Consider the following 26,634-nt stretch of genomic DNA (forward strand, 5'->3'; position numbering starts at 1 on the left):
GGATACAGTCAAGCGAAGCCTCCGGCGGCCCTGCCGGGGGCCAAACTTTTATAAAGTTTGACAAACAGGCCTAAAAAAAACCTTTTCCAGGCTCCGCCGAAGCACGGGTCCAATAGGACAGTTTTTTGCGGAGCTTTTTTTCAAAAAAGCGACCCGCCGGAGGCAAGCTGAATGGTTACCACCGGGTTTCCCTTAAAGATTCATGACGCGGGCGATCTTCCTGGCGATGTCGGTGTTGTCGTAGCTGCCGCCGAACAGGGTGGCCCCTGGGCCGGAGGCGGAGGTAAGGACGGGCACGCCGGTGTGGGAGTAGGTGGTCCAGCCGAGGCCTGCTTTGCGGTTGAGAAGGTGGGTCAGCTGCATGGTAAAGGGATCGTAGCTGCCGTAAAGCATGTAGTCGGCCATGCCGGGTTTGAGGGTTTCGCCCCGGAGGCTGGCGTCAAAGGCGCGCTTGAGTTCGGCCACTTCAAAGGGTTTCAAGGCGAGGGGGCCGTCGGCGTCCGGGGCCAGGCCGAAGTGGGCCTTGACCAGCTTCATGGCCGCCTCAAAGCGCCCCTTTTTCTTAAGGTGGCCTGCAAAAACGTCGTCGAAAAAGGCCTGGTGGCTTTTGGCCTGACGGTTCATGAGGCTGTAGGAGGTGGCGTACTTGGTGCCGGAAAACCCTAAGGCAAGTCCCCCGCACTCATGGTCGCCGGTGACCACGATAAGGGTTTCGTCGGGGTGCTTTTCGGCAAACCCCACAGCCACGGCAACGGCGTCGTCAAAGGCCAGGGTGTCTTTGATGGCGGCGGCTGCGTCGTTGGCGTGGCAGGCCCAGTCAATCTTGCCGCCTTCCACCATGAGGAAAAAACCGGCGTCGCCGTCCAGGAGCTCCACGGCCTTTTCCGTAAACTCGGCAAGGCTCACGTCTTTTCGGTTCCGGTCCATGTCGTAGGGCAGGGCCTTGCCGTCGGGCAGGCGCGGGTTGACGGCGATGACCTTGCCTGAGCCTTTTTTAAGGCCCATGATCTCACGCCTGGTGTCCGCAACGGTAAACCCGTTGGCCTTTGCCGCGACCAGGGCATTGCCCCGGGGTGCCTCGGACTTTTTCCCCTCGGGGTCCTTCAAGCCTCCCCCGCCGAAAAAATCCATGTCGCTTTCAGCCAGGGCATGGTCGATCTCGTGATACATGCTCCGGGAAGGTTCGTGGGCATAGAAAGCTGCGGGCGTGGCGTGGTCGATGGAGACGCTGGAGACGATCCCCACTTTAAAGCCCCTGCCCTTGGCCCTCTCGGCCAGGGTGGCCACCGGCCGCAGGGCAGGGTCCACGCCGATGCACCCGATGTTGGTCTTTACCCCAGTGGCCATGGCCGTTCCTGCGGCGGCAGACCCCGTAATGAACCGATCCGCCGCATGGGTGGAGGTGACCCCGTGCACGGGCATGGCCTCCATGGCCAGGCGCCTTTCTGTGCCGCAATCCTTGAGAAACTCCGTGGCTGCGGCACGCTGGGGCATGCCCAGGCCGTCCCCGATAAACAAAAACACATATTTCGCCCTGCCTCCCTGGCCCCCCGGCAATGGAGCCGCTGTCGCTGAAACAGTAAAAAGCCCTGCGACAAGCACTGTGATGGCGATGAAGATGAACAAACGACGGCATGGTGACATGGGGTCCTCCCGTGATGGAATGGGTGAATAGTAAGGAGCGCAGCCATGGGCTCATGTGCGCTCCTTTGTCACGGGAGACTATTATGAAAGGGTGTTCGGATTGTGTGAGTGTTTGGTGATGATCCGTTGAAAAGAGCCATGGGCAGGGAACCGCTGGTCATGGGCTCCCTGCCGGTTGTAAAGTACGCCTGTTTTCAGACCTTGAACTGCCCCACCACCGAGTTCAACCCACCGGCAAGCCGGGAGAGATCTTCCGAGCGGTCACGGACCGTGCTGCTGCCGCCGGTAAGCTGATGTGCCGAGCGGCTCACGGCCCCCATGTCCCGGGCAATCTCTTCGGCCACACCGGAGCTCCGGGCCACCTGGCTGTTCACCTCCTGAAGGCCCGCCGATGCCTGGGCCAGGTTTTCGGCAATCTCTCCTGTGGAGACGGATTGCTCTTCCACGGCTGCCGCAATGGCTGCCACCAGCTCACTGACCTCCTCGATGACCGTTGAGATACGGTTGATCCCCTCCACGGACTGTACGGAAGAGGACTGCACCCCGTTGATGCGCGAACGGATCTCCCCGGTGGCTTCTGCGGTCTGGGCCGCCAGGGCCTTGATTTCTCCTGCCACCACGGCAAAGCCCTTGCCGGCATCTCCGGCACGGGCCGCCTCGATGGTGGCGTTCAGGGCCAGCAGGTTGGTCTGCTCGGAGATCTCGGTGATGGTCTCCGTGACCTTCCCGATCTCTGTAGCAGCCTGCCCCAGGGCATCCATATTGGCCCTGGCACCATGGGCCTGATCAACCATGTCCGAGGTCACGCCCCGCGCCTTTTCCGAGCGTTCGGCGATCTCGGCGATGGTGGCCCGCATCTCTTCGGTGGCCGCTGCCACCGTGTTGACGTTGGTGGCCGTCTGCTCCGATGATGCCGCCACGTTAACCATGACGGAACTCATCTCCTCAGCGGACCGGGTGACGCCCCCTGCAAGCTCATTCATCTCACTGGCTCCGCCGGACATCTCATCCGACAACCCGGAAAGCTCGACGCCTGCCCCGGTGACTTTCTCCGCATGCAGGGAGAGCTCCCGGATGATGGTGTGGACCTTCTCCACAAAGGCGTTGAACCAGGTGGCAAGCACTCCCAGCTCATCCTTGGAAGCCACCTCAAGGCGACGGGTCAGGTCCCCTTCCCCTTCGGCGATATCCCGCAGCATTTCTGAGGTGCGGTTGATGGGCCGGGTGATGGCGTTGGCGATGAGAAAGGCAACCCCAACAAACAGGGCAAGGAGCACCCCGCCAATGGCAACCACCGCAAGCACCATTTTATTCCCGGAGGCCATCACCTCCTCCTTTTCGATAACCCCCACATACTTCCACCCCAACTCAGGAGAGGTATAGACGCAGGCGTAGTAGGCCACCCCATCTTCTTCCAGCTCCACCCGCCCCTCGGACATGCGGTGAAGCGTTTGAAAAACCGGGTGATCAAGCTCCGACATCTTTTTAAAATTCGTCTCCGGGGCCTTGGGGTTGGCCAGGATGGTCCCGTCTCCCTGGGCAAGCAGGACAAACCCGCGCTTGCCGATCTTGATGTCCAGAACCATCTTTGTCAGGTTCTTCAGCGGGACATCAATACCCATGGCCCCCACCAGTGTCCCTGCGGGGTCAAATGCCGGTGCCACCACAGAGATAACACCGGATTGGTCGCTGCCACCGGTCACGCTCCGGTATGCCGAGGTGACGGAGGGAGCCCCTTTCTCAACGGCAACCTGGTACCAGTCCCTTTTGCGCGGATCGTACCCGGGGGGCAGGGCGCCTTTGTTGGACGAGACAAACCCGCCCCAACGGGTTCCGAAAAAAATTTCAAAAAAGGCATCGTTGGATGCCTGTACCCCGATCAAGACCCGATAGATGGCCGCATTGACCGGCCCCTCCTTCTCCGGGTCAGCGGAGTGAGCCGGAACCCCCGGAAGATAGCTCAGCACCGAGTTGTCCGCCCCCTTCAGCTCCGGCCTGGCCGCCACGTACGCGGCCGATGTCTTCACCATGTCCGCAAACTGCACCATGGCGTTGTCCAGCTGCTTGAGTTCACGGGTTGTTGAATCGACGAAATTCGCCTCGGAGATGGTGTTCACCTCCACCACAGTCACCGCGCAGATCACCGCCACTGGAATTAATGCCACGAGAGAAAACGCAGCAATCAACTTTGTCTTGATTGTCAGATAGCTCAAAAAAAACTCCTTCATTTCAAATCCATTGAACCTGCCGCCATTCCCTATCCATTAGGAAATACGACCCCTTCCCACGGGATGGCCCAAATTCATATCGGACCAGAGCTAGAATTCTTTAATATTATTTTGCACACCATGCAAATCAATCAAACAAAACACATGCACCATGCATACAGGCACATAATCAAACCCTGGAGGAACAGTAATTAAGCTATTTCGTTTTCACTGCGACACAGGCGAAATCCCTTCGCCCAACACCCGCACCGACACAAAAAAAAGGCCCGGCGATTCTCAAAAATCACCGGGCCCTTCCACATGGACGCAGATATGTCTCTTTGCAAGCGCCCTGCCGAACCAGGGTCAACGCATTTAAAAAATCAGTTGCCTCCGGCGGGTCGCTTTTTGAAAAAAGCTCCGCAAAAATTTTTCGGTAATCAAGTCGCTTATCTTCACCCCCGCAGGGGCTGAAGATAATCGCCTTGATAAATCAGAAAAGAAGAGGGGCTATGCCCTCTATGGACGCATCCGCAAAAACAAAACCTGTTTATCAAACGTTTCAAAAGTTTTGCCCCCGGCAGGGCCGCCGGAGGCAAAAATCTAAATGCGTTAACCCTGCCTGCCGAACATCCCATCAGGCCATCTGTCACACCTTGAACTGCCCCACCACCGAGTTCAACCCACCGGCAAGCCGGGAGAGGTCTTCCGAGCGGTCACGGACCGTGCTGCTGCCGCCGGTAAGTTGATGTGCCGAGCGGCTCACGGCCCCCATGTCCCGGGCAATCTCTTCGGCCACACCGGAGCTCCGGGCCACCTGGCTGTTCACCTCCTGAAGGCCCGCCGATGCCTGGGCCAGGTTTTCGGCGATCTCTCCTGTGGACACAGATTGCTCTTCCACGGCTGCCGCAATGGCTGCCACCAGCTCACTGACCTCCTCGATGACCGTTGAGATGCGGGTGATCCCCTCCACGGACTGTACGGAAGAGGACTGCACCCCGTTGATGCGCGAGCGGATCTCCCCGGTGGCTTCTGCGGTCTGGGCCGCCAGGGCCTTGATTTCTCCTGCCACCACGGCAAACCCCTTGCCTGCCGCTCCGGCACGGGCCGCCTCGATGGTGGCGTTCAGGGCCAGAAGGTTGGTCTGCTCGGAGATCTCGGTGATGGTCTCCGTGACCTTTCCGATCTCTGTAGCGGCCTGTCCCAGGGCATCCATATTGGCCCTGGCCCCATGGGCCTGATCAACCATATCCGAGGTCACATCCCGCGCCTTTTCCGAACGCTTGGCGATCTCGGCGATGGTGGCCCGCATCTCTTCGGTGGCCGCCGCCACCGTGTTGACGTTGGTGGCTGTCTGCTCCGATGACGCCGCCACACTGACCATGACAGCGCTCATCTCTTCGGCGGACCGGGTGACGCCCCCTGAAAGCTCGTTCATCTCATTTGCACCGCCGGACATCTCATCCGACAATCCGGAAAGCTCGACCCCAGCTCCGGTGACCTTCTCCGCATGCAGGGAGAGCTCCCGGATGATGGTGTGAATCTTCTCCACAAAGGCGTTGAACCAGGTGGCAAGGAGCCCCAGTTCATCGTTGGAAGCCACCTCAAGACGGCGCGTCAGGTCCCCTTCCCCTTCGGCGATATCCCGCAGCATTTCAGAGGTGCGGTTGATGGGCCGGGTGATGGCGTTGGCGATGAGAAAGGCAACCCCCACGAACAGGGCAAGGAGCACCCCGCCAATGGCAACCACCGCAACAACAAGCTTGTGCATGGAGGCCATAACCTCCTCTTTTTCGATGACGCCGACGTACTTCCATCCCAGCTCCGGTGACGTGTACACACAGGCGTCGTAGGCAACCCCGTCCTCCTCCAGCTCCACCCGGCCCTCGGACATGCGGTCAAGGCTTGCAAAGACCGGATGGTCCAGTTCCGACATCTTTTTGAAATTTGTCTCAGGGGCCTTGGGGTTGGCCAGGATGGTCCCGTCCCCCTGGGCAAGAAGGACAAACCCTCGATTGCCGATCTTGATGTCCAGGGCCATGGTGGTCAGGTTTGTCAGCGGCACATCGATGCCCACAACACCCACCAGCTCCCCCGAGGGGTCGAAGGCAGGTGCCACAAAGGAGATCCCCCCTGCCCGGACACCGTCAGCTCCCATGCTCTCGTACGCCGAAGTGACCGCTGCGGCCTTAGTCTCGGCGGCAGCCGTGTACCACTCCCTTTGACGCGGGTCATACCCCTTGGGCGGCACGGCTTTCTGGGACGACACAAAACCGCCCCATCGGCTCCCGAAGAACACCTCATGAAAAGCGGGGTTGGAGGCCTCGATCCCTGCCAGCATGTGATAAATCGCGCTGTTCACCGCCCCTTCCCGCTCCGGATCATTGGAGTGGGCCACGGCCCCGGGAAGGTAGTTCAACACCGAACGGTCCGCCCCCATAGCCTCCGGCCGCGACGCCGCATACCGCGCAGACGTCTTCACCATGTCGGCGAACTGCACCATGGCATTGTCCAGCTGCTTGAGCTCACGGGTCGTGGAGTCGACAAAATGGGCCTCGGAGATGGTGTTCACCTCCACCAGCGTCACCGCGCAGATCACTGCGACGGGAATGAGTGCCACGAGGGAAAACGATGCGATCAACTTTTTCTTGATGGTTAAATAGCTCAAAAAGAAACTCCTTTACCTCAAATCAATTGGGCTCGCCGCCTTTTCCTGCGTCCCGGAAAAGAACTCCTGAACCACGAGCCGGTCTCCATTCATATCGGATCAAAATAAAAAATTCTTAACCACCTCCTCCATCCACCACGCCCCACACAAAAACCAGTTTCCACAATATTAACAAGTCATTTCATCAACACACCCTTAACCCTCAATGCCCTAACTACCCCACAAAAAAACCAGAAAAACCCGCCAAATTTCAATAAAAAATTATCACTCCATGATTTTCCTTAATTTTGAACAAAAAAAAGCCCGGTGGTCACGATGGCCACCGGGCGTGTGTGTTCCGTTCTTTTCGCAAAGTCCCTTACTTCAACGCGTCGGAAGCCTCCACAAGTGTTTCGTAGATATGGGGCGAAAGATTTCTCGCCTTGAGGGAATCCCCCATCTTCATCCGCATAAAGGTACTGGTGGTGTAGCGCGTCACATCGGAGTAGAACCGGTTCATGAGGCTTTTCACCATGTCCATGTACTCATCAATGAGTTCGGGGGAGATATCGAAGTTGTCGTAGTTGACGATGGCTTTGACCCTGTGCCCCACCGGCGACAAAATGGCCGCCACCTGCTCGTCAATGGTGCGGATCTCATGGCGGGACCGGATGGCCAGGCCCTCGAAGTTGACGTAAAAGACCTGACGGGCTGCGTCATAGACCAGCCTCTGATCAATGGGAATGGAGAGGAGTTCGTCCTTGAGCCCCATGGGCTCCGGGGCGAAAATCCGGGGGTCCATGGTCCGGGGCGTCTCAGGGATCAGGGGCCGGAAATCCATCTGGGCCAGGATATCCCGCTCCAGGTCGATGCCCGGAGCGATCTCCGTCAACACCAGCCCCTCGGGGGACAGGGTAAAGACGCATCGCTCGGTGACATACAGGACCGGGTTTCCGGTCTCTGTGGCCACGCGGCCCGAAAAGGTGACCTGCTCCACGGCATGGACAAACTTTCTGACCTTCCCCTCCTGTTCGATACACAGGGCCCCGTCGCAGACAGACACCTTGAGCCCCCCTGCGGTGAAGGTGCCCACGAACACAATCTTTTTGGCGTTCTGACTGATATTGATGAAGCCGCCGCACCCGGCGAGCCTCGGGCCGAACTTGCTGACGTTGAGGTTACCGACCCCATCGGCCTGGGCCAGCCCCAGGACCGTGATGTCCAGGCCGCCCCCGTCGTAGTAGTCGAACTGGTAAGGCTGGTCGATGATGGCATCCACGTTGGCGGCGGCCCCGAAGCTCAGCCCCCCCGCAGGGATACCGCCGATGACCCCCGGTTCTGCCGTCAGGGTCATGTAATCAAAGACATTCTCCTCTGCGGCCACGTTGGCCACCCCCTCGGGCATGCCGATGCCCAGGTTCACCACGCTGTTGGGGATCAGCTCGAAGGCGGCCCGCCTCGCGATGATCTTCCGCTCATCCAGGGCAAGGGGCTTGATGGAGGAGAGGGGTACCCGGAACTCCCCGGCAAAGGCGGGGTTGTATGGGACGTCAAAGGTCTGCATGTGGTTTTCCGCTGCGGTTGCCACCACCACGCAGTCCACCATGATGCCCGGGATCTTCACGTCCCGCTGCCTCAGGGCCCCTTTGCCTGCGATGCGCTCAACCTGGGCGATGACGAATCCGTCGTTGTTTTTCGCGGCGATGGCAAGAGAGAGGCTCTCCAGGGTCAGGGCCTCTTTTTCCATGCTGATGTTCCCGTCCGGGTCGGCGGTGGTTCCCCGGATAATGGCCACGTCAATGGGCTGGGTCTTGTAGGCCAGGTACTCCTTGCCGTCAAAGGTCACGAGCTCCACCAGCTCCTCGGTGGTGCGCCCGTTGATTTTGCCCCCGCCGTTGCGGGGATCGATGTAGGTTCCCAGCCCCACCCGGGTGATGGTCCTCGGCTTGTGGGCCCCTGCGTCCCTCAACATATGGGCCAGGCACCCCTGGGGAAAATTGTAGGCTTCGATCTTGTTGTCCATGGCCAGCTTCTGCAACTTGGGAATCAGCCCCCAATGCCCGCCGATGGCCCGTTTCACCAGCCCCTCGTGGGCCAGGTGGTTGGCCCCCCGGTCCCTGCCGTCCCCCTGGCCCGCAGCAAAGTAGAGGGTCAACGCCTCAGGGGACCCGGTGGAGAGGAACCGCGACTCCAGGGCCATGGCCACCTCTTCGGCAAACCCGCTCCCCACAAAGCCGCCCAGGCCGATTACATCGCCGTTCTGGACGATCTCCACGGCTTCCCGGGCAGTCACCACCTTGTTTTTGTGAATGGGCCCGGGCTCCAGGCCGGCGTTAAAGGGATGAGACAGCGTGTTTTTTTCCATCCTGTTCTCTCCTTGTTTTGCACGTGAAGGCAAGCCACTTCAAAAACAGAAATCAACACAACCGGCCCGGCAGGCCATGGGGCATCGCCCATGATCATTGCCAGGACAACACATTGATCATACACAAAATACCCCGCAACGCAACAACCGAAGCCGGATATCCCCGCAAGCCGAGCCCACCCACATACCCGTCAAAAGAGATCCTTATCATGGCACCATGATCCCCACCATGGCTCCGGTCATCAAGGTGGTCAGGGTGCCGGAGACAATGGACTTCAGACCAAGGCCCACAATCTCCTCCCGGCGCTCCGGGACCATGGCGTTGAGCCCGCCCAGCATGATGCCCAGGCTGCCGAAGTTGGCAAACCCGCAAAGGGCATACGTCATGATGAGCTGACTCCGGGGGGAAAGGGTCCCCTCGGGAAGATTGGCCAGCCGGATGTAGGCCAGAAGCTCATTTAAAACGGTCTTTACCCCCATGAGGCTCCCTGCTGCCGGGGCTTCGGACCAGGGAATGCCCATGAGCCAGACCAGGGGCGCCATGAGCCACCCCAGGATCCGCTGCAGGGTCAGGGGCTCGCCCCCCAGCCCCGGCAGAAGCCCCATGCCCTGATTGATCAGGTGCACCAGGGCGATGAGAACCAGGAGCATGGCAGTAACATTGAGGAAAAGGGTCAACCCGGCCTGGGTACCCTGATTGACAGCATCCATGCTGCTGGAGACGGTTTGCTCAGGGACAAGGGCACCCGACGTAACAGCCTCTGTTTCCGGAACCATGAGCCGTGCCACCATAAGGGCAGCGGGCACGCTGATAAGGGACGCGGTGAGGATATGCCCCAGGGCGCCGGGAAGAATGGTGCCCACAAACCCGGCGTAAAGGACGAGGACCGTTCCGGCCACGGTGGCCATGCCGCAGGTCATGACGGCAAAGAGCTCGCTTCGTGTGAGTTGGGCCAGATAGGGACGGATCAGCAGCGGGGCCTCCACCATGCCCACAAACACGTTGGCCGCAGCCCCAACCCCCAGGGCACCGCCCACGCCCATGCTGCGCGTCAGAAGCCAGGAGAACCCCTTCACAACCCTGGGCAGGATGCCCCAGTAGAAGAGCAGGGAGGAGAGGGCGCTCATGACAAGGAGAATGGGAAGGGCTCGAAACGCCAGGATAAAGTCCGCCCCGGGCACGCCCGATTCAAAGGGAAGGGGCCCGCCCCCTAAGTACCCGAACACAAACCCCGTGCCCGCCTGGGTGGCCTCCTCCAGGGCCAGGACCACCCCGTTGAGGGTAATGAAAACATCCCGGAACACCGCCCACTTCAACAACAGAAAGGCCAGGGCCGCCTGAAGCCCCAGGCCCATGAGAATGTTGCGCCCCTGGGACACCCGGCGCTGTTCACTCATCCCCCAGGCCATGGCCGTCAACACCAGCACCCCAAACACACTTTGCAGCATATCCTCCCCCCATCACATACGTATCGTCCAGAGTTACCCAGCCAACCAGCCGGTATCCTTGAAAGCTTCCCTCCATGTGACCAAGGCACAAAAAAGTGCCTGCTTGTCCCACGCCGCCCCGACTCCTATACTGTCCACAGGAAACAAAGCCGAGAACATGCCACCGACCAAACGCAAGCCACACAGAAACAACATTGTACGCGCTGCGACCGCATTATTCCCACTTTTATTTATCAGGAGACACCACATGGATCCCTTCAACATCTTTTATCAACGCAAAAGCGTCAGGAAATTTACAGAAGAAACCATATCAAGGGAGACGTTGACGCAGCTCATCAAGGCAGGCATGGCCGCCCCCACCGCCGGCAACAAACAGCCCTGGGCCTTTGTGGCCGTGGATGACCCCGAAGTGCTGGCACGGCTCGGCGCCGTGCTCCCCTATGCAGGGTCAAAGGGGCTCCCGCAGCCATCGTGGTCTGCGGCGATCTCTCCAAAGCCTTTGACGGGGTGGAGGAACCCTTCTGGGTCCAGGACTGCTCCGCCGCCACCCAGAACATCCTGCTGGCCTGTGAAATGAAGGGTCTGGGAGCGGTCTGGACGGGCGTCTACCCCCTGCAGGAACGCATGGACGCCGTAAGCGACATCCTGAACCTGCCCGAGCACATCGTCCCCCTCAACGTCATCCCCCTAGGGACCCCGGCAGGCAACCCCAAACCCAAAGAGAAATGGGCCCCTGAAAACCTCCACTGGCAGACATGGTAAGGCACAGGGCTGGGGCAGGACAAAAAAGCATTGAAAAAGTGGGTAGCTATTCAGCTCCAAAAGACCGCCTCCGGCGGCAAGATGGGGCCACCTTGAAAGCCTATGGCGAATGCATGGAGGCTGTCGTTATACATGCGTTTTCGGAGCATTCGCGTGACGTGTGACATTGGGCAACCGCCTCTGCAGGAGATATCCATTTCATTCTTCAAAAAAGCACGATGCGAGGCTTTCTGGTTTAGCCTCCGGCAGGTCCGTCGGAGGCCAACTGAGCAGTTACATTTAGGGCTCAGACAAAAATCCTACGTGAATGCCGCTGCGATTTAACCCGAGGAACGAGGGGTAAAGCGCGGCGGCAACCAGCATTCAAGGTGGCTCACCTTGCCGCCGGAGGCGTTTTTATTTTTTTGCAGGCTGGTTAAGGCGGGTTCGAAAGAAGGCGACCATGTCGTCGAGTTTGTTGTCCCACTCGGCGCCCTTTAAGGCATCCACGGTGACGGAGCCCACCACCTCGCCACCGGAGCACAGGGGAAAGGCGAGCCCCACGGCCCCGTCAACGGCCAGGTCGTAGGCGTATCCGTAGCCGCGGTTGCGGGAGATCTCAAGGAAGAGCTTCAGGGTATCCCAGCTTCCCACCATCCGCTCTTTGAGCTCGGGCTCGTTGCGGGCCAGGATGGCATCCCCTTCGTCTGTGGGAAGCACGGCCAGAATCCCCAGGGTGCAGGAGCCGAGGCCTAAGGGGCGACGCTCTCCCACCCGGCTGGAGAACACCTGGATGTTGTGGGTCCCTTCCACGCGCTCCACGCAGGTGCAGTCGTCGTTGTCCCGGGAATAGAGGGATGTGGTGTACCCGAAGGTCCGGGCCGCTTCGTGGGCCAGGGGGGAAAACCGGGAGAGGATCCGCTGGTCGCGGTCGAAATTGGGTCGGATGATGCACTCGTCGCCCACCCGGTACCCCTTGGTGTCGGGATCGCAGGAGACGAACCGGCACTCCTTGAGGACCGAGAGGAGGCGGTGCACGGTGGGGGCTGGAATGCCCAGCCGCTCGCTGATCTCCCGGGGTGAAACGGTCTCCTCGCTCTCCTCCACGATAAGGGAAAGAATATTGAGGATCCGGTATGCGCTTTGAGCTCCTTTAATCATAATGGGGTGAATCTACCAGCTCCCCTTTCACGGGTCAACAGGGGTTCGCCAATGCGCCGGGAAGTGGCCTTCTATGGTTAAAGTGGGTGAAAAAAAAGGCCTCCGGCGGCCAGGTGGGGGCACCTGGAAACCCCATGGCGAATGCATGGGTGCAGACATCCTGCAAACGGTTTCGGGGCATTCGCGTGGTGTATGACATGTGGCAGCCGTTTTGGCAGGAGAGACCCATTTCATTTTTCTGAAGACACGATGAAGGGCATTTGGGATTCACTTGACTTTAACCGGAATAACTCCGGCAGCAAGGCGTGCCACATTGAAAGCATATTGCCATTGCGATTTGCCCTTCAAACAAACGTGGCCCTGATCATCGTTTAGAGCATCGGCGTATTTACAGCACCCCCGAAACACCCTTGGCCCCTGAAGCGCCGCACTCCTGTGCGACACGGGTAACCACGGACTAAAATGCCGCACCGGAGTGCGGCGCTCCGTTTCGGTCGAGCGTTCTCGATTTTTTTGACGGTCACGGCAGAGCCGCCGGAGGCATCGTTCACATGACGGGCCTTCCCATGGAAATCACGTCAGGCCATTACAGCCCGTGGTACACCTTGCGTTTCACGGCGTAGCGGGCGTACTCGATGAGGCCGTCGATGTCGTAGACCGGACAGCCGATGCGCTCCTGAATGCTCCGGGCAAAGGCGGAAAGGTCGGTGCACTCCAGCACCAGGGCGTCAAGATTGTGCTCTGCCATCAGGGCCTCGGCTGCCCCGCAGATCTCAGCCTCCAGTCGGTCCATGTCAAAGTCGGTGCGCCTGGCCTCGATGATGGTCTCCCAGAACTCGGGGCAGCCCTCCATGCCCTTGATGACCACGTCGTTGATGTCTCCTCCTACCTGGGCAAAATGCATGGGGGTCAGCGCATCCCTGCTGGCCGTGAGAACCCCGATGACGGCATCCGGCCCGTGGAGCGTCCGCACCATGGGAATCTGGATAAGGCTGGAGACAAGCACCGGAATTCTCACCGCCTCGGTGAGCTCCTTCTGAAACCGGGCAAGAAACCCGCAACTGCCCGTGATGGCCATGGCCCCCTCCCGCTCCAGCGCCCTGGCCGCCTCAATAAAGGGCGCCACCAGCTCCGGGGTGGGGTTGAAAAGAAGCGTGGGCACATCGATCCCGCGCAACACCTTGTAGGTGACCGGAAAATCAAAGGTCACCGGATTCCTCAGATGCCCAGGTGGCTTGGGAAAATAAGACTCCAGACACAGCACACCGATGGGGGTGTCCGTATGGAGAAGACCGCCCTTTAAAATCATCATCCCTCCTTACTATGTTGGAAAAGCATGCCTCCGGCGGCGAGGTGAGCCACCTCGAAAGCTCATTGCCCTTGCGGTTTGTCCCTCGTTCCTCGGGCCAAACCGCAAGGGCCTTCGGCTCGGGCTTCGCCCGATATACTAAGTTGACGGCTCACACGGGGTTTCGTACAGGCTTTGAAATACCTGGATACGTTGCCGTGCCTTGAAGATTATCTGGTTTTGCCTGTGTGCCCCAGATTCGGGAATGCTTTTTCGCCAAAGGATCCGTATGACGATGCCCTGCGATAAGCGAAACAGTGACCGGATTGCCATCCCTGACTTGCACGTGCACCCCCACATCAAAATCATCACGGGCGAAGCCCGTCAGCGAATGTGAAGGGCGAGGAACGAGCCCTGAGCATTCGCGCCCCTGGGGTGCAGGGGATGTATCCCCTGCCCGCCGGAGGCATGCTTTTTCGTTTTTCCTTAGTCCCCGCCCCCGAGGCCGCAGATCTCGCCGAAGAGGACCGGGCGCATGGGGGGGCGGATGCGCAGGGAGCCCACGTCGGGGACTTCGCGTTCCAGGGCGTTTGCCGCGATCTCGGCCAGGGCCGGGCCGCACATACGTCCCTGGCAGGGGCCCATGCCGCAGCGTGTCCTGACCTTGATGTCGTTGACCTCGTGGCATCCCTCTTTGACGGCCTCGCGGATGGCCGAGGCGGTGACCCCTTCGCAGCGACAGACCAGGACATCGTCGTCCACCTCGTAGAGGTCTTTGCGGGGGGCGAACCAGCCGTCCACGAACTTTCGCGGGGCCAGGGCCTTGCTCAGCACCTTGCGCGGGCGGGTGCGCTTTCGTTTGGCGTCTTCATCGGTGAGCACCCGCAGGGAACGGGCCACGTCGATGCCTGCCAGCTCGCCTTTGGCGGCGGCTGCGGCGGCGCCATGGACAAAGACCCCGTCCCCGGCCACGTAGATGCCTTCCCGGCTGCTCTTCCCGTTTTCGTCGCACACCGGGTACCAGTAGCGCTGCACCGGGTTCCAGGCGTGGTCGAGGCCCAGGGCCCGGCTCATGTGGGTGCGGGGCAGGATCCCTTCATGGACCAGGAGGGTGGCGGCGCTCACGCTGCGGGGGGTGCCGTCCACTGAAAAGCTCACCCGCTCCAGGCGATCCTTGCCAAAGGCGTTGATATCAGAACCGTTGCGATAGATGGGCACACGGCTTCGGGTCATCTTGGCCACCATCTTGAGCCCTTTGAAGAGAAAGGGGATGTCCCGGAGGGCCATGGGCATGTGGGGAGCGGCTTTCATCATGTTGGCCTTGGGGGTGGTGTCCACCACGGCGGCGATGTCGGCTCCCAGCTCCAGGAGATGGTTGGTGATCAGGGGAATCAGGGGCCCGTTGCCCGCCACCACGATGGGGCCTTTGGGCACCACCGAGCCGCTTTTGTAGAGGATATCGGCGGCACCGGCGGCCATGACCCCGGGCAGGGTCCACCCGCTGAAGGGAACGGGGCGCTCCATGGCCCCGGTGGCCACGACAATGTTCTGGGTCTTGTACTCCCGGGTCTGGGCGTCCCGGGTGGCCAGGACGCGTCCGGGTTCTGCAAACCAGACGGTGCTGCGGGGTTCGTAGGCCGCCCCGCTCTTTTCAAAGCGCCTTAAAATCCGAAGCCCTTCGGCCCGGTCCTCCTTCTGGAGAAAACGCCCCTTGGCTCCGGGGGCGTCCACGGAGCGATAGATCTGGCCGCCTGCAAAGGCCTGCTCGTCCAGGAGCACCACCTCCAGGCCGCACTCAGCGGCTGCGGCTGCGGCGGAGAGTCCCGCGGGTCCGGCCCCGATAACAACAAGGTCCCACTGCTGCTGGATCATTTCCCCTCCCGCTCCGCCGGTTCACGCCGGACGGTCATTCCCTCTTGGACGATGGTGACGCAGGACTGCTGGTTGGGCCTGCCGTCGATCTCCATCATGCACTCAAAGCAGACCCCCATCATGCAGTAGGGAGCCCTGGGCTCGTCGGTTACGCTGTTCTTGCAGGTGTGCCTGTCGTGGGAGTGGCCCAGGACAGCGGCGGCAACGGAGATGCCTTCCGGAACCGTCATGGGCTCACCGTCCACGGTGATGGTGACGGTCTGCTCCGCCTTGGCTGGTTTCTTGCTCATGGTTTCCTCACTTGGCCCCGGTCTTGTTAAACCGTGAAAGGCTGAAAATCTTGCCGTCCTCGGGCAGCCCGTTGCCGAGCACGTAGTCGGGAAGGGTTGCCACGTGGATCCCGGAGAGGGTCACGGCGCTGTGACAGTTGAAAACAAAGACGTTGTCGTGACCGGGCACGGTGTCGTAGATGGGGAGCCCGTCCACGGGCATCACCCGCAGGCAGCTCCAGCACCGGATCACGCGGAGCTTTGCCAGGTCCGGCCAGACAGAGACGGCCCACCGCCCTTCCGAAGCCACGGCCTCGGGGGTAAAGCCCGTGTCCGTGCCCACGTACTCATGCTTGTAGCCCACCATGATGGTCCCGCCGGGGGTCTGGGTGAGCCCCAGGATGGGAATGGGCAGTACGTTGTCCGTCACCCGCTCGGTGAGGAGATCCTGGGCGCGGTCCGGGGTCACGGGCACCTTGAGGTCAAACCAGGCCCCCAGCTGCCGGTTGCTCAGGCCACCGGCCAGAACCAGCTTGTCGCAGGCGATCTCTCCCCGGCTGGTGGTGACAAGGTAGCCGGAGCCCTCGCGCCGGATGGTGTGGGCGCGGCATTCGGGAAGGAAGGTCCCCCCTAAGTTCACCATGGCCTTGCGCATGGCAAACATCATCTTCAGGGGCTCTAAAAAGCCGTCCTCTTCGCACCAGGCAGCGCCGCACACCTTGTCGCCAAAAGAAATCTTCGGGAGCAGTTTTTCCAGCTCGGACCGGCTGATCATGGTGCCGTTGTAGCCGAAGTCCCCCGCCTCTTTGCGAAGCCCTTCGATGTACTCGGCCCTCCGCCCGTACTCTTCTTCTCCCACGCAGGGGATGAGGCCGCCGGTGGGGTTGTAGGGGATGTGGATGCCCGAGGTCTCTTCGAGCTCGGCGATGAGCCCGGGGAAATGGCGGGAGGAGTTAAAGCCCCAGCGCATGTACTCGGGGATCCCCAGGGCCTTGGACTGCACCCAGATGAGCCCCATGTTGCTGCGGGAGGCGCGGTCCACCACCGGGGTGTCGTCGATGACGCACACGCGGACGCCTTTTTTCGCCAGGCCGAACCCTACGCCGGCGCCGGTGACCCCGCCGCCGATGACGAGCACATCCACCTGCCTGCGATCCGCCGATTTTTTCGATCTGTTTCCTAATATCATCGTCTCTTGGATCCTGTGATTTTCATGATGCCCCTGGTTAGGACGCCTTAAAGGCGATGCAGTCCACTTCCACCTTGCAGTCGCACATCATGGAGGACTGGATGGTCACCCGCGCCGGTGCGTGGGCAGGGGAGAATCGGGCGGCGAACACCTTGTTGAACTCAGGGAAATCCCTGGGATCGTCGATCCACACCCCCACCCGGACCACGTTGTCCAGGGTGTATCCGGCGGTTTCAAGGACCTTCACCATGTTGTCAAAGGCGAGTTCCGCCTCCGCCTTCATGCTGCCGGCCAGCAGCTCGCCCTTTTCGTTTCGCGGGACCTGACCGCTGACATAGAGCCAGCCGTCGGCCTCCACTGCCTTGGAGATGGGAAGCCCCCCGCCCGTGGGGGTGCCGTGGCGTTTGATGTCTGACATGCGACCTCCGATAAATCATATTATGATAAAAGTTCATATTATGACCAAGTGTATACGCCACCGTTTTTCAAAGTTCAAGAAAAATCAATACACTTGAAAGAAGACTCCGCCATCCGTATTTTTATCATATAATGATAACAAGATCACATAATGAATATTTCTCATTGACAGAAATCAGATATATCAGATATTGTTCTGGAAATCGAAGCGACAAATGGCGTACACTTTTGAACATTGATGATGGCCCGACCCGCGGTTCAACCCAGGCAACGGCGCCTGCCGTACAGACCGAACCATCATCATCTTCTCCGGCCCCCACCAGGGAAACCGAGGTGTCTGTCGCTTTGATGAGAGTTCACCCGCACGGCCTTATTTAAGGTCGCGCCCGTCTCTTTCATCGAATCTACGTAGGAGGTAGAGGAAGTATGGCAGTATCCACGTTGGACATGATACTGATCTTCGGGTATTTCGCACTGGTACTCGGCATCGGCGTCTTTTCCATGAAAAACATCAAAGATTTCGACGACTATTCTGTTGCCGGCCGTTCCATCCCCATGGCCATTCTCTTTGCAACCGTGGCTGCCACCCTCTGCGGCGGCGGTTCCACCATCGGGCGTATCGCCTTTGTGCACAAGCAGGGCATCATCGTCCTCATGGGCATCTCGGGCATGGCCCTGGGCCAGGTTTTAAGCGGGCTCTACATCGCCCCGAAGGTGCGTGAAGCCGGTGCCAACGTCTACACGGTGGGCGACCTGTTCGGCAGGAGCTTCGGCCGAAGCGGCCGCCTCGCTTCGAGCATCGTGGCCTTCGCCTTTGTCATCGCCCTGTTCGGGGTGCAGATCCTGGCCATGGGCCGCATCCTCCAGACCGTCACCGGTATTCCCCTGATCCCGGCAGCCGTCATCTCTTCGGTAATCACCATCGCCTACACCTGGGCAGGCGGCATGCTGGCCGTTATCCTCACCGACGCCATTCAGTTTGTGGTCCTGGCCCTGGGCATCACCCTCTGCGCCTTCCTCTCCCTGAACCAGGTGGGGGGCATCAACGAAGCGGTGCAGACCGTCATCGCCATGGGTCCCGAGTTTGCCGACAAGGTGGACTTCTTCCGCTCGGACTGGAGTACCACCAAGATCTTCGCCTTTTTCCTCACCTTCATGTTCGGTGAGATGGCCGCGCCCTACTTCATCCAGCGCTACGCCACCGGCGCCTCCCCCAAGGACAGCAAGTGGGGAGTCACCATCTTCGGCGGCTATTACATGTTCTTCCTCGTCACCACCCTGGTCATCGGCGTGTGTTCCCTGGTGATCCAGCCCGATGTAAGGCCCGACCTGGCCCTGACCACCCTGATCCGGGAGACCCTGCCCCCCGGCATCTCCGGCCTTGTCTTCGGCGCCCTGCTGGCGGCGGTCATGTCCACAGGCGACTCCTTTATCAACACCGCGGCGGTTATCTTCACCCGGGACATCTACAACGAGTTCATCAACCCCAAGGCCAGCCAGCAGGAGCTCCTCTCCTGGACCAAGAAGATCACCATCGTCATCGGTGTCGGCGGCGTGGGCATTGCCCTGGCCTTCCCCAAGATCTTCGAGCTGATGATCTACGTCTACAACCTCTGGGCTCCCGCTGTGATCCCGACCCTGCTCGTGGCCCTCTTCTGGAAGAGAGGCATCTCCCCTTACGTCGGCGCCCCGGCTGTGGTGGTGGGCCTTTTAACGGCCTTTATCTGGGGCCCCAAGGTCCTGGGCGATCCCCTGGGCCTGCCCTCCAACATCGTGGGCATGGCCGCCAACATCCTCACCATGGTCGTGGTGCACCAGATGACAAAGAACACGACACCGTCCCGAAACTTTCAACCGGAGTCTATCTAAAGGAGGGTGACCCATGCTTGAAGCCATTATCTACACATCCCTTGCCATCAACGTCCTTGCAGCCGGCTATGTGACCCTCGGCATCGTGAAATACGTTCTCAGCATCAACAAATCCTGACCCCAGCCCCGAAGGCGCCCACCCCCTGAACGGGGCGCCTTCGGACTTCCTCCCCTGAGATGTGCAAAACGGGCGCCCCATCACTACAGATGGTGTCGCCCGTTTTGCTTTGCAGCGAGTACCTGTAAAAAAGCCTCCGGCGGCCCTGCCGGGGGCCAAACTTTTGAAAAGTTTGATAAACAGGCTTTAAAAATCAATCCAGTTCAATTTGAATCAAAGACGAAGGTGATTTTCCCTGAGGAACGAAGGGGAAAACGCATTCGTAGCCTGCTTTCGAGGTGGCACACCTCGCCGCCGGAGGCAGGCTTTTCCATGCACTATTACCTTAAAAGTCAAGACGCCGGGGTGCAGATGTATTTAATGGTCATGGGGTTCGCGCCGGCAGGCGGCGTCGGCGATAAGATCCGTGTCGTCGCACACCTCAAATTCGGGCTGCAACAGGACATGGGTGATGTGGAACCTCCGGCGCAGGCGCTCTTCCATGGCACCAAGGATGGTGTTCACCCGGCTCAAGGGGAGGTCTTCATGAAAGTCCACGTGGGCCTCCAGGTGGATGTCGGTGTCGGTGAGCTGCCAGACGTGGAGATGATGGATGTTGCGCACCGCTTCCTCTTCGAGCATGGCCGCCTCCACCGTTGAAACGTCCACGGAAGGCGGGGAAAACTGCATGAGCACAGCCAGGCTCTGCATCACCAGGCCCCAGGAGGCGTAGATCAGGTACAGGGCGATGCCCATGGAGAGCAGGCTGTCCAGGCGGTGCACCCCGAACACGGCCACGGCAACACCCCCGGCCAGGACGGCCACGGAGGTGATCATGTCCGTAAAAAGGTGCAGGGAGGCAGAGCGGATGTTGAGGCTCCCTTCGGCTTCTTCCTTTAATAAAAGGACGCAGAGCCCGTTGAGGGCAATGCTCAGGATCGCCAGGAGGATCACCGGCCCTGCGGACACGCCCACCGGATGGATCAGGCGCGTCACGGCCTCTTTAATGAGAAGCAGGGCAATGGCCATGAGGGTGACGCTGTTGATCATGGCAGCCACCACCCCGGCTCGCCGGTACCCAAAGGTTTTCTCCGGGGTAGAGGTTCGGGTGATGAGCTTTTCGGCAATGGCGCTGATGATGAGAGCCACCACGTCGCTGGCGTTGTGAAGGGCGTCGGAGAGAAGGGCCAGGCTGCCTGAGAGAAGCCCCCCCGCCACCTGGGCAACGGTGATGACGACATTGAGGACGATGGTGGCCCCCAGGCGGCTTCCGGTGGGGGCATGGTGGTGATGATGGCCGTGGCTCATGGAGACCTCCCGAAAAAAGGGTTGGGACGGTCACCGACAGCCGTCGGCGGGAGCGCGCAGAAGCCTCGGCATGGGTGACCGCTGGGCCAACCGCCTGATTGATGGGAAAAAATCCGCCTTATAGTGTACCGTGCATTGAAAAAAAGCGAAAGCACTGAGCCGCGGGAGCCTGGCGCGATCCTTGGCGTCAGGGTAACGAGAAAAACAGTTTGCATCGGGCGATTTAGGGCTTACGTTTGAAATGCATAGTCAGCCCACCCATCCACCAGCAAAGGGAGAGTTTCATGAACACGAAGCCCAATCCACTGGCCGCCCCCCTCACCCTCCCGTGCGGAGCCGTCCTGAAAAACCGCATCGTCAAATCCGCCATGAGCGAAATCATGGGAGACCGTGGCCACGGCCCCACACCGGAGCTTCATCGCCTATACAGCCGCTGGGCCCGGGGAGGCACCGGCCTTCTGGTCACCGGAAACGTCATGGTGGACCGGCGGGCCCTGGGTGAGCCCAACAATGTGGTGATTGAAGACGACCGCCACATGGAAGCCCTGTCCCGCTGGGCCGAGTGCGGCAAAGCAAACGGAGCCCACATCTGGGTGCAGCTCAACCACCCGGGACGCCAGTCCCCGGCCTTTCTCTCCCCGGAACCCGTGGCGCCTTCGGCCATTCCCTACGCATCGGACCTCAAGCGGGCCTTCAACACCCCCCGGTCCCTCACCGACGCCGAGATCCTGGAGATCATCCACCGGTTTGCCAAGGCAGCTGAAACCGTCAAGCGTGCCGGTTTCACCGGGGTCCAGATCCACGGGGCCCACGGCTACCTGGTCAGCCAGTTCCTCTCGCCCCTGTACAACCACCGCACCGACCGCTGGGGCGGAGACATCACCGGGCGCATGCGCTTTGTCCTGGAGACCTACCGGGCCATCCGGCGGGAGGTGGGCCCTGAATTTCCCGTGGGCATCAAGATCAATTCATCGGATTTCAAAAAAAACGGATTCACCGAGGAGGAGGCCCTTGTGGTGATCCGCGCCCTGGACGCCGAGGGCATCGACCTGGTGGAGGTCTCCGGGGGAAACTACGAGGCACCGGCCATGATGGGCGGAAGAAAAAAAGAGGGAACCCCCTACTTCCTTGCCTTTGCCGACCAGGCGGCCCGGACCGTCACAGCGCCCCTGGTCCTCACCGGCGGATTTCGATCCGACGAGATGATGAGGACGGCCCTTTGCGAGACCGCCGTGGCCATGGTGGGCCTTGCCCGCCCCCTGGTGGTGGACCCCGAGCTGCCGGGCAAGGTGCTTAACGGGAACACTGTCACCAGCACGGTCCGTCCCCTGACCACCGGCGTCAAACTTTTGGACCGCATCACCATGCTGGAGATCACCTGGTACGAAAACCAGCTGCGCTACCTGGGCATGGGCCAGGAGCCCAGGCCCCATGAAAACGTCTACAAGACTGTCTGGAAGATCCTCTCGGGCATGGGCACCATGGCCTTCAAGAGGCGTCGGGCCTGATCGCACCGGGCACCGCCATTGTAGCGCATATTCAACCACTTTTACGCTTCCGTCGCCCTTTTTTATTTTACTCCCAATCAATTGCTGATATGTTGACCATCATTGTTTTTGCAGTTATTTCAATCTCGAAACCCTGACACATATCTCACGGAGATTTTATGAAAAAAGTACTCGGCGGCATTATCCTTCTTGTTCTCGTTCTTCTGATGGGCGCCCCATGGTACATCGGCAAACAGGTCGAAACCTTCTACACCCAGCTTACCGATGAATCCCTGATGAACAACCCATCCATGGGCATCAAGGACCTCGACTACCAGAGGGGCTGGTTCTCTTCTGTCATCACCGGGGACATCATCCTCAAGGCCATGGGAGAAGACCTGGCCCTTCCCGCAGTGATCCGCTTCAAGAGCGAGGTCACCCACGGGCCCGTATTCTGGTCTGCTCTGTCTTCCGGCTCCCCCATTGGCCTGGCCCTGGACCGCTCCTCTGCCTGGATTGAGCCCGTGGAAGAATCCGATCCAGAGCTGGCCGCCATCATTAAGGAGTTCCCCTCCTTTGAAATGAAGAGCCACATCGGATTCGACAAGACCATCGCCAGCGTCTACAGCATCGCAGCTTATGCCAAGACCTTTAAGGAAACCAGCAAGCCCGTGGTCATCGACTTTGCCGGACTCAACGGAAACGGCACGTACAACTGGGCCTCCAAGGACTTCGACTTTGAGGCGGAGATGCCCTCCTTTTCCATCACGGAAAATGAGGCCGACGTCTTCATCGTGGACAAGATTCTCCTGTCCGCGGCCAAGGCGGGCGGCGACACCAGCGCACGATACGACATCGAACGCATCGCCTTTAACAACAAGATATCCCACACCCGTTTCAATCTGGACAAGGCCTATGTGGCGGCCATGAGCAAGGAGGCCGAAGAGGTCTACAACTCCACCTTTGAAACCGGATTCGACAACCTGACCAACAACGACCTGAGCTTTGCCCCGGCCAAGCTCGAAATCATGCTGGACAACCTGGACAAAGCATCCATGGACACCCTCCGGGAGACCATAAACGATGTCGCGGCCTCCGGCAGCATGAACTCCGATATGTACGGCATGATGATCATGGGCAAGCTGATGGAACTGCTTCCCGAGATCCTCAAACGTGATCCCAAGTTCACCCTGACCACCCTGAACCTGGGCACCGGAAAAGACGAAGCCCTCACCGCCACCGGCTATGCAGAGATCCTCGGGGAGCAGGCCGCCAACCTCCCCTCCATGACCATGCTCATCCAGGCTGTGAACGCTGAATTCGAGGCCTCCCTTCCCAAGGCGTTCCTCAACACCTTTATGGACCTGGGCCAGCTCATGCAGCTCATGGACCAGGGGCTCCTCGTCTCCGACGAAAACTACTATCGCACCAAGGCCACCATCAAAGAGGGACACGTCACCATCAACGGAAACACCATTATGTAGCGTCCCCATAAAAAAAGCCCCCGGCTTCTCGCCGGGGGCTGTTCCCGCAAGGGAGATCCCGCCATGCCACAGACCATCGTCAACGGCATTTCCATGCACTACCAATCCCACGGGGACGGTCCTCCCCTCCTCCTGATCCACGGCCTGGGCTCCAGCCTCAGGGACTGGGAGTATCAGGTGGACCACTTCACCCCCCGGTTCCGGGTCTTCACCGTGGACCTGCGGGGCCACGGCAGAAGCGACAAACCCAAAGGGCCCTACGCCATGTCCCTGTTTGCAAAGGACGTGGCGGCCTTCCTCAAAAAAATCGCCGGAGAACCGGCCCACGTGGTGGGGCTCTCCATGGGAGGGGCCGTGGCCTTTCACCTCGCCCTGGACCACGCCCACCTCGTCAAATCCATTGTCATCGCCAACATGAGCGGCATGGTGCCGGTGGACACCTTCACCCGAAAGCACCTCTACTACAGCCGCCTGGTCCTCTCAGCCCTCATGGGCCCGGGGGCCGTAGGCAAATTCATCGCAAAGCACGTCTTCCCCGCCCCGGAGATGGCACCCCTTCGGCACACCATGGAGGCCAGATGGGCGGAGAACCCCCGAAGGCCTTACCTCGCAAGCCTCAGGGCCCTGAAAAACTGGAGCGTCATGGACCGGCTCCACCGCATCGCCTGCCCTGCCCTGCTCATCCACTCCGAGCACGACTACGCCCCCCTGGACCACAAAAAAGAGGTGGCCGCGCGCATGCAAAACGCCACCCTCATGACCCTGCCCGGCACCCACCATGTGGTGAACGTGGAGGAGCCGGCCTCATTCAACGCCCTGGTCATGAATTTCCTCAAAAACCTGGAAGAGCGCCCCGCTGAGTAAAGGGCGGAACAAAAGTAAAAGCGATGCCTTCTATGGTTATAGTGAACAGGAAAAGCATGCCTCCGGAGGCACGTTTTCTCGCAGCCCCTTACCCTTCGGCCACGCGGCTGAGGTTGGCGTGGATGTCCGCCACGGCCCCGGAGAGGTCCTGGAGGAGACCCGAAGCGTTGTGGGTGTTGGTGCTCTGCTGCTCCACGGCTGCGGCAATGGAGACCTGGTACTCTTCCAGGGTCGTCACGTAGCCGCGCAGGGCGTCCATGGCCTGGTTGACATTCTTGGAGGCGGAGACAATCTTTTCCGTAATCTCGCGGATGCGCACCACGGCCCCGGCCGTGGAGTCGGCCAGGCCCTTGACCTCGGTGGCCACCACGTCAAATCCCTTGCCCGCGTCCCCGGCCCGTGCGGCCTCTATCTTGGCATTCAGGGCCAGCAGGGAGAGGTTGTCCACGGTGTCGTTGATAAACTGAAGGACGTCGGGAATCTCCTGACTGGCGGCCTGCAGGCCGCTGAAGGCCTCCCCGGAATCATCCACGTTGCGGGACGCCTCTTCGGCCACGGACTTGCTCTGCTGGACGTCCCGTGAAATCTCGGCGATGCTGGTGTTGAGTTCGTCAATGTTGCCGGAGATGCTCTGCATGTTGGTGGAAAGGTCCCGTGTGGAACGATCGATGGAGGCGATCTCTTCGTCCTGCATGGCCCGGGCGTTGATGCGGTCGATGAGCTTTTGGTTCTCATCCATGATAAAGTGGGCGCAGTGCTCCGGCTTGTTGATGCCGTTGAAAATGGCCACGGCCATGCCTTCGCAGGAGTTGTAGCCGCAGGCCGAACAATTGTAGAGATCTGCTGCGGTGTGCTTGCCCATGCTCCCGTAGACAGCCTTGAGTTCGGCCTCGGAAGGGGTGCGGATGATGTTGTCCGCGCTTCGGTCGGTGTAGCTCCGGGTGTAGAGGCCGGGCTCCCAGTACGCATCCAGCAGCTTCTCCAGGCTCTTTCTCGTCCTCGCCTCGGCCCCGGGACCTGATTTCCGGTAGCCCTCCTGCATGGCCCGGCTGCGTTTTTCCACCTCGTGCTCCAGGCGGTCCGGGGACAGGTCCCGGGCCGGGGTGGCCGTGCCTCCGTTGCAGCCGTGGTCGCAGTTCAGGCAGTCCACCAGCTGGGGGGCCACGCCCTCTTTGACGCTCTGTTTCAAGGTCTTCAGGTACGGATAGACCACAGACGGCCCTTCGATCTTCCGGGCCCGGGTGTCGGCCCCGCCCTTCCAGCGCGCCACTGTCCGAAGGAGGCCACCGGGGCTGGAGAACAGCACGGCCCGCTCCGCGGGCGGGTTGGTAAACTCCACCGCCGGGAAATCCCCCAGTCGAATGCCTTCCCGCTGAAAGTAGTCGGAGAGCTCCTTCATGGTGACGTTGTAATCCCCCATGCCCACCTCCACATACTCGCGTTTTTTGGCAAGGCAGGGAGAGACCACCACGATTTTATGGTGTGCCAGATCCGGGTGAAACCGCTTGATCATCTTCATGGCATGGAGCATGGGACTGTCTGCCGGTGCAAGGTGGGGAATCAGTTCGGGGGCGTAAAGCTCCACGAAGTTGACGATGGCCGGACAGGGCTGGGCGATGACGCAGGAAGGGGAGTCGGCCTTCATGTGTTCCAGGTAGCTCTTGACGGTGAGTTCCGCCCCGAAACTCACGTCAAACACCGCAGACACGCCCCGGGCCCGGAGCCATCCGTTGAGGTTGAGGGTGCGCCCCGGAAAGGCGCACGCCACGGCAGGGGCCACCACGGCCACCATCTTCTCCCGCCCCAGGTCACGCAAGAAAGCCGGGGTATCATCCAACACGGTGCGTGCCTCATGGGTACAGACCCGCACACACTCTCCGCACCCGATGCACATGGCGTGATTCACAACCAGCCCGTCCCCGGAGGCGTCGTTACAAAACTTCACCGGGCAGGCGGCGATACAGACATAACAATTGACACATTTCTCCTGATCGATTGAAATCACTTCAGCAAGGGATGATCCCATTTTTATATCGACTCCTTAATTCAGTTTTTCAAGACAGACCCCTCATATCAATTGACAAAATCGGGTACATTCACCGCAAAAAGATCAACTGAGCCCCCCCGTGATCTTGGCCGTGTATACCTTCATTAACGGCCGAATTTAAGCAGGCCTTAAGAAAAATAACGAAACGCGGCCTTCGAGAAGGTTACCGCTACCCCCCGTTTCTGTGATAAAAACAGCATAAAACCGTTCACCCAACCCACAGGAACTC

17 protein-coding genes and 2 pseudogenes are annotated in these 26,634 nt (G+C 60.0%); 6 read left to right on the plus strand and 13 right to left on the minus strand.

Annotation, left to right across the window (positions count from 1 at the left end; all coding sequences use genetic code 11):
• Positions 1-192 precede the first annotated feature (192 nt).
• The 5 genes from MSL71_RS04655 to MSL71_RS04675 form a co-directional block, all read right to left on the minus strand.
• Positions 193-1,524 carry an alkaline phosphatase gene (locus MSL71_RS04655; protein ID WP_218950949.1) on the minus strand — a complete coding sequence of 444 codons (1,332 nt, stop codon included), beginning with the start codon at positions 1,522-1,524 and terminating at the stop codon, positions 193-195.
• A 314-nt stretch (positions 1,525-1,838) separates the two neighbouring features.
• Entirely contained in the window at positions 1,839-3,857 is a 2,019-nt protein-coding gene (locus tag MSL71_RS04660; RefSeq protein ID WP_180137481.1) for a methyl-accepting chemotaxis protein, read from the minus strand.
• 643 nt (positions 3,858-4,500) lie between these two features.
• Positions 4,501-6,519 (minus strand): methyl-accepting chemotaxis protein, encoded by a 2,019-nt coding sequence (locus MSL71_RS04665; protein WP_180137482.1) that lies wholly within the window; start codon positions 6,517-6,519, stop codon positions 4,501-4,503.
• A gap of 358 nt (positions 6,520-6,877) precedes the next feature.
• Positions 6,878-8,863 carry an acyl CoA:acetate/3-ketoacid CoA transferase gene (locus tag MSL71_RS04670; RefSeq protein ID WP_246317705.1) on the minus strand — a complete coding sequence of 662 codons (1,986 nt, stop codon included), beginning with the start codon at positions 8,861-8,863 and terminating at the stop codon, positions 6,878-6,880.
• 207 nt (positions 8,864-9,070) lie between these two features.
• Positions 9,071-10,312, minus strand: coding sequence for a NupC/NupG family nucleoside CNT transporter (locus MSL71_RS04675; RefSeq protein WP_180137483.1), 1,242 nt, complete (start codon positions 10,310-10,312; stop codon positions 9,071-9,073).
• Between the two features lie 247 nt (positions 10,313-10,559).
• Between MSL71_RS04675 and MSL71_RS26860 the strand changes: the two are divergent.
• A pseudogene (locus MSL71_RS26860) lies at positions 10,560-10,730 on the plus strand (nitroreductase family protein); the annotation flags it as partial.
• A 32-nt stretch (positions 10,731-10,762) separates the two neighbouring features.
• Positions 10,763-11,074, plus strand: a pseudogene (locus MSL71_RS26645) (nitroreductase family protein); the annotation flags it as partial.
• A gap of 396 nt (positions 11,075-11,470) precedes the next feature.
• Here MSL71_RS26645 and MSL71_RS04690 read toward each other — a convergent pair.
• The 6 genes from MSL71_RS04690 to MSL71_RS04715 form a co-directional block, all read right to left on the minus strand.
• The gene (locus tag MSL71_RS04690) at positions 11,471-12,214 is read right to left on the minus strand and encodes an IclR family transcriptional regulator (protein ID WP_092214158.1); all 744 of its coding nucleotides are present in this window, start codon (positions 12,212-12,214) and stop codon (positions 11,471-11,473) included.
• A 586-nt stretch (positions 12,215-12,800) separates the two neighbouring features.
• Positions 12,801-13,526: an aspartate/glutamate racemase family protein gene (locus MSL71_RS04695; protein ID WP_218950952.1), complete on the minus strand. Its 726-nt coding sequence runs from the start codon at positions 13,524-13,526 to the stop codon at positions 12,801-12,803.
• Positions 13,527-13,988: 462 nt separating this feature from the next.
• The gene (locus tag MSL71_RS04700) at positions 13,989-15,374 is read right to left on the minus strand and encodes a (2Fe-2S)-binding protein (RefSeq protein WP_218950953.1); all 1,386 of its coding nucleotides are present in this window, start codon (positions 15,372-15,374) and stop codon (positions 13,989-13,991) included.
• On the minus strand, positions 15,371-15,664 hold the full coding sequence (locus MSL71_RS04705) for a (2Fe-2S)-binding protein (RefSeq protein ID WP_180137484.1): 294 nt from the start codon (positions 15,662-15,664) through the stop codon (positions 15,371-15,373). Before MSL71_RS04705 ends, MSL71_RS04700 begins: the two co-directional genes overlap by 4 nt.
• Before the next feature lie 7 nt (positions 15,665-15,671).
• Positions 15,672-16,832: an NAD(P)/FAD-dependent oxidoreductase gene (locus MSL71_RS04710; protein WP_180137485.1), complete on the minus strand. Its 1,161-nt coding sequence runs from the start codon at positions 16,830-16,832 to the stop codon at positions 15,672-15,674.
• 37 nt (positions 16,833-16,869) lie between these two features.
• Positions 16,870-17,250, minus strand: coding sequence for a RidA family protein (locus MSL71_RS04715; protein ID WP_180137486.1), 381 nt, complete (start codon positions 17,248-17,250; stop codon positions 16,870-16,872).
• A 425-nt stretch (positions 17,251-17,675) separates the two neighbouring features.
• Here MSL71_RS04715 and MSL71_RS04720 point away from each other — a divergent pair, with 425 nt between their 5' ends.
• Positions 17,676-19,118, plus strand: a complete 1,443-nt coding sequence (locus MSL71_RS04720; protein ID WP_180137487.1) for a sodium:solute symporter family protein — start codon at positions 17,676-17,678, stop codon at positions 19,116-19,118.
• 475 nt (positions 19,119-19,593) lie between these two features.
• Here MSL71_RS04720 and MSL71_RS04725 read toward each other — a convergent pair whose 3' ends face one another.
• On the minus strand, positions 19,594-20,523 hold the full coding sequence (locus MSL71_RS04725) for a cation diffusion facilitator family transporter (RefSeq protein ID WP_180137488.1): 930 nt from the start codon (positions 20,521-20,523) through the stop codon (positions 19,594-19,596).
• Positions 20,524-20,807: 284 nt separating this feature from the next.
• Between MSL71_RS04725 and MSL71_RS04730 the strand changes: the two genes are divergently transcribed.
• The 3 genes from MSL71_RS04730 (at position 20,808) to MSL71_RS04740 (ending at position 24,358) form a co-directional block, all read left to right on the plus strand.
• Complete coding sequence (locus tag MSL71_RS04730) at positions 20,808-22,031, plus strand: NADH:flavin oxidoreductase/NADH oxidase family protein (protein WP_180137489.1); 1,224 nt, start codon at positions 20,808-20,810, stop codon at positions 22,029-22,031.
• Positions 22,032-22,189: 158 nt separating this feature from the next.
• Complete coding sequence (locus MSL71_RS04735; RefSeq protein WP_180137490.1) at positions 22,190-23,494, plus strand: DUF945 family protein; 1,305 nt, start codon at positions 22,190-22,192, stop codon at positions 23,492-23,494.
• 63 nt (positions 23,495-23,557) lie between these two features.
• Positions 23,558-24,358, plus strand: coding sequence for an alpha/beta fold hydrolase (locus MSL71_RS04740; protein WP_180137491.1), 801 nt, complete (start codon positions 23,558-23,560; stop codon positions 24,356-24,358).
• 88 nt (positions 24,359-24,446) lie between these two features.
• On the opposite strand, the gene MSL71_RS04745 is transcribed toward MSL71_RS04740, so the two are convergent.
• Entirely contained in the window at positions 24,447-26,384 is a 1,938-nt protein-coding gene (locus tag MSL71_RS04745) for a [Fe-Fe] hydrogenase large subunit C-terminal domain-containing protein (protein WP_180137492.1), read from the minus strand.
• Positions 26,385-26,634 lie beyond the last annotated feature (250 nt).

This window comes from Desulfoluna butyratoxydans, assembly GCF_900699765.1.
Lineage (GTDB): Bacteria > Desulfobacterota > Desulfobacteria > Desulfobacterales > Desulfolunaceae > Desulfoluna > Desulfoluna butyratoxydans.

What these genes read in the sequence shown, in the direction of transcription:
- MSL71_RS04670 (WP_246317705.1), bottom strand. Translation starts at nt 8,863, where the DNA reads ATGGAAAAAAACACGCTGTCTCATCCCTTTAACGCCGGCCTGGAGCCC.
- MSL71_RS04675 (WP_180137483.1), bottom strand. Translation starts at nt 10,312, where the DNA reads ATGCTGCAAAGTGTGTTTGGGGTGCTGGTGTTGACGGCCATGGCCTGG.
- MSL71_RS04690 (WP_092214158.1), bottom strand. Translation starts at nt 12,214, where the DNA reads ATGATTAAAGGAGCTCAAAGCGCATACCGGATCCTCAATATTCTTTCC.
- MSL71_RS04695 (WP_218950952.1), bottom strand. Translation starts at nt 13,526, where the DNA reads ATGATGATTTTAAAGGGCGGTCTTCTCCATACGGACACCCCCATCGGT.
- MSL71_RS04700 (WP_218950953.1), bottom strand. Translation starts at nt 15,374, where the DNA reads ATGATCCAGCAGCAGTGGGACCTTGTTGTTATCGGGGCCGGACCCGCG.
- MSL71_RS04705 (WP_180137484.1), bottom strand. Translation starts at nt 15,664, where the DNA reads ATGAGCAAGAAACCAGCCAAGGCGGAGCAGACCGTCACCATCACCGTG.
- MSL71_RS04710 (WP_180137485.1), bottom strand. Translation starts at nt 16,832, where the DNA reads ATGATATTAGGAAACAGATCGAAAAAATCGGCGGATCGCAGGCAGGTG.
- MSL71_RS04715 (WP_180137486.1), bottom strand. Translation starts at nt 17,250, where the DNA reads ATGTCAGACATCAAACGCCACGGCACCCCCACGGGCGGGGGGCTTCCC.
- MSL71_RS04720 (WP_180137487.1), top strand. Translation starts at nt 17,676, where the DNA reads ATGGCAGTATCCACGTTGGACATGATACTGATCTTCGGGTATTTCGCA.
- MSL71_RS04725 (WP_180137488.1), bottom strand. Translation starts at nt 20,523, where the DNA reads ATGAGCCACGGCCATCATCACCACCATGCCCCCACCGGAAGCCGCCTG.
- MSL71_RS04730 (WP_180137489.1), top strand. Translation starts at nt 20,808, where the DNA reads ATGAACACGAAGCCCAATCCACTGGCCGCCCCCCTCACCCTCCCGTGC.
- MSL71_RS04735 (WP_180137490.1), top strand. Translation starts at nt 22,190, where the DNA reads ATGAAAAAAGTACTCGGCGGCATTATCCTTCTTGTTCTCGTTCTTCTG.
- MSL71_RS04740 (WP_180137491.1), top strand. Translation starts at nt 23,558, where the DNA reads ATGCCACAGACCATCGTCAACGGCATTTCCATGCACTACCAATCCCAC.
- MSL71_RS04745 (WP_180137492.1), bottom strand. Translation starts at nt 26,384, where the DNA reads ATGGGATCATCCCTTGCTGAAGTGATTTCAATCGATCAGGAGAAATGT.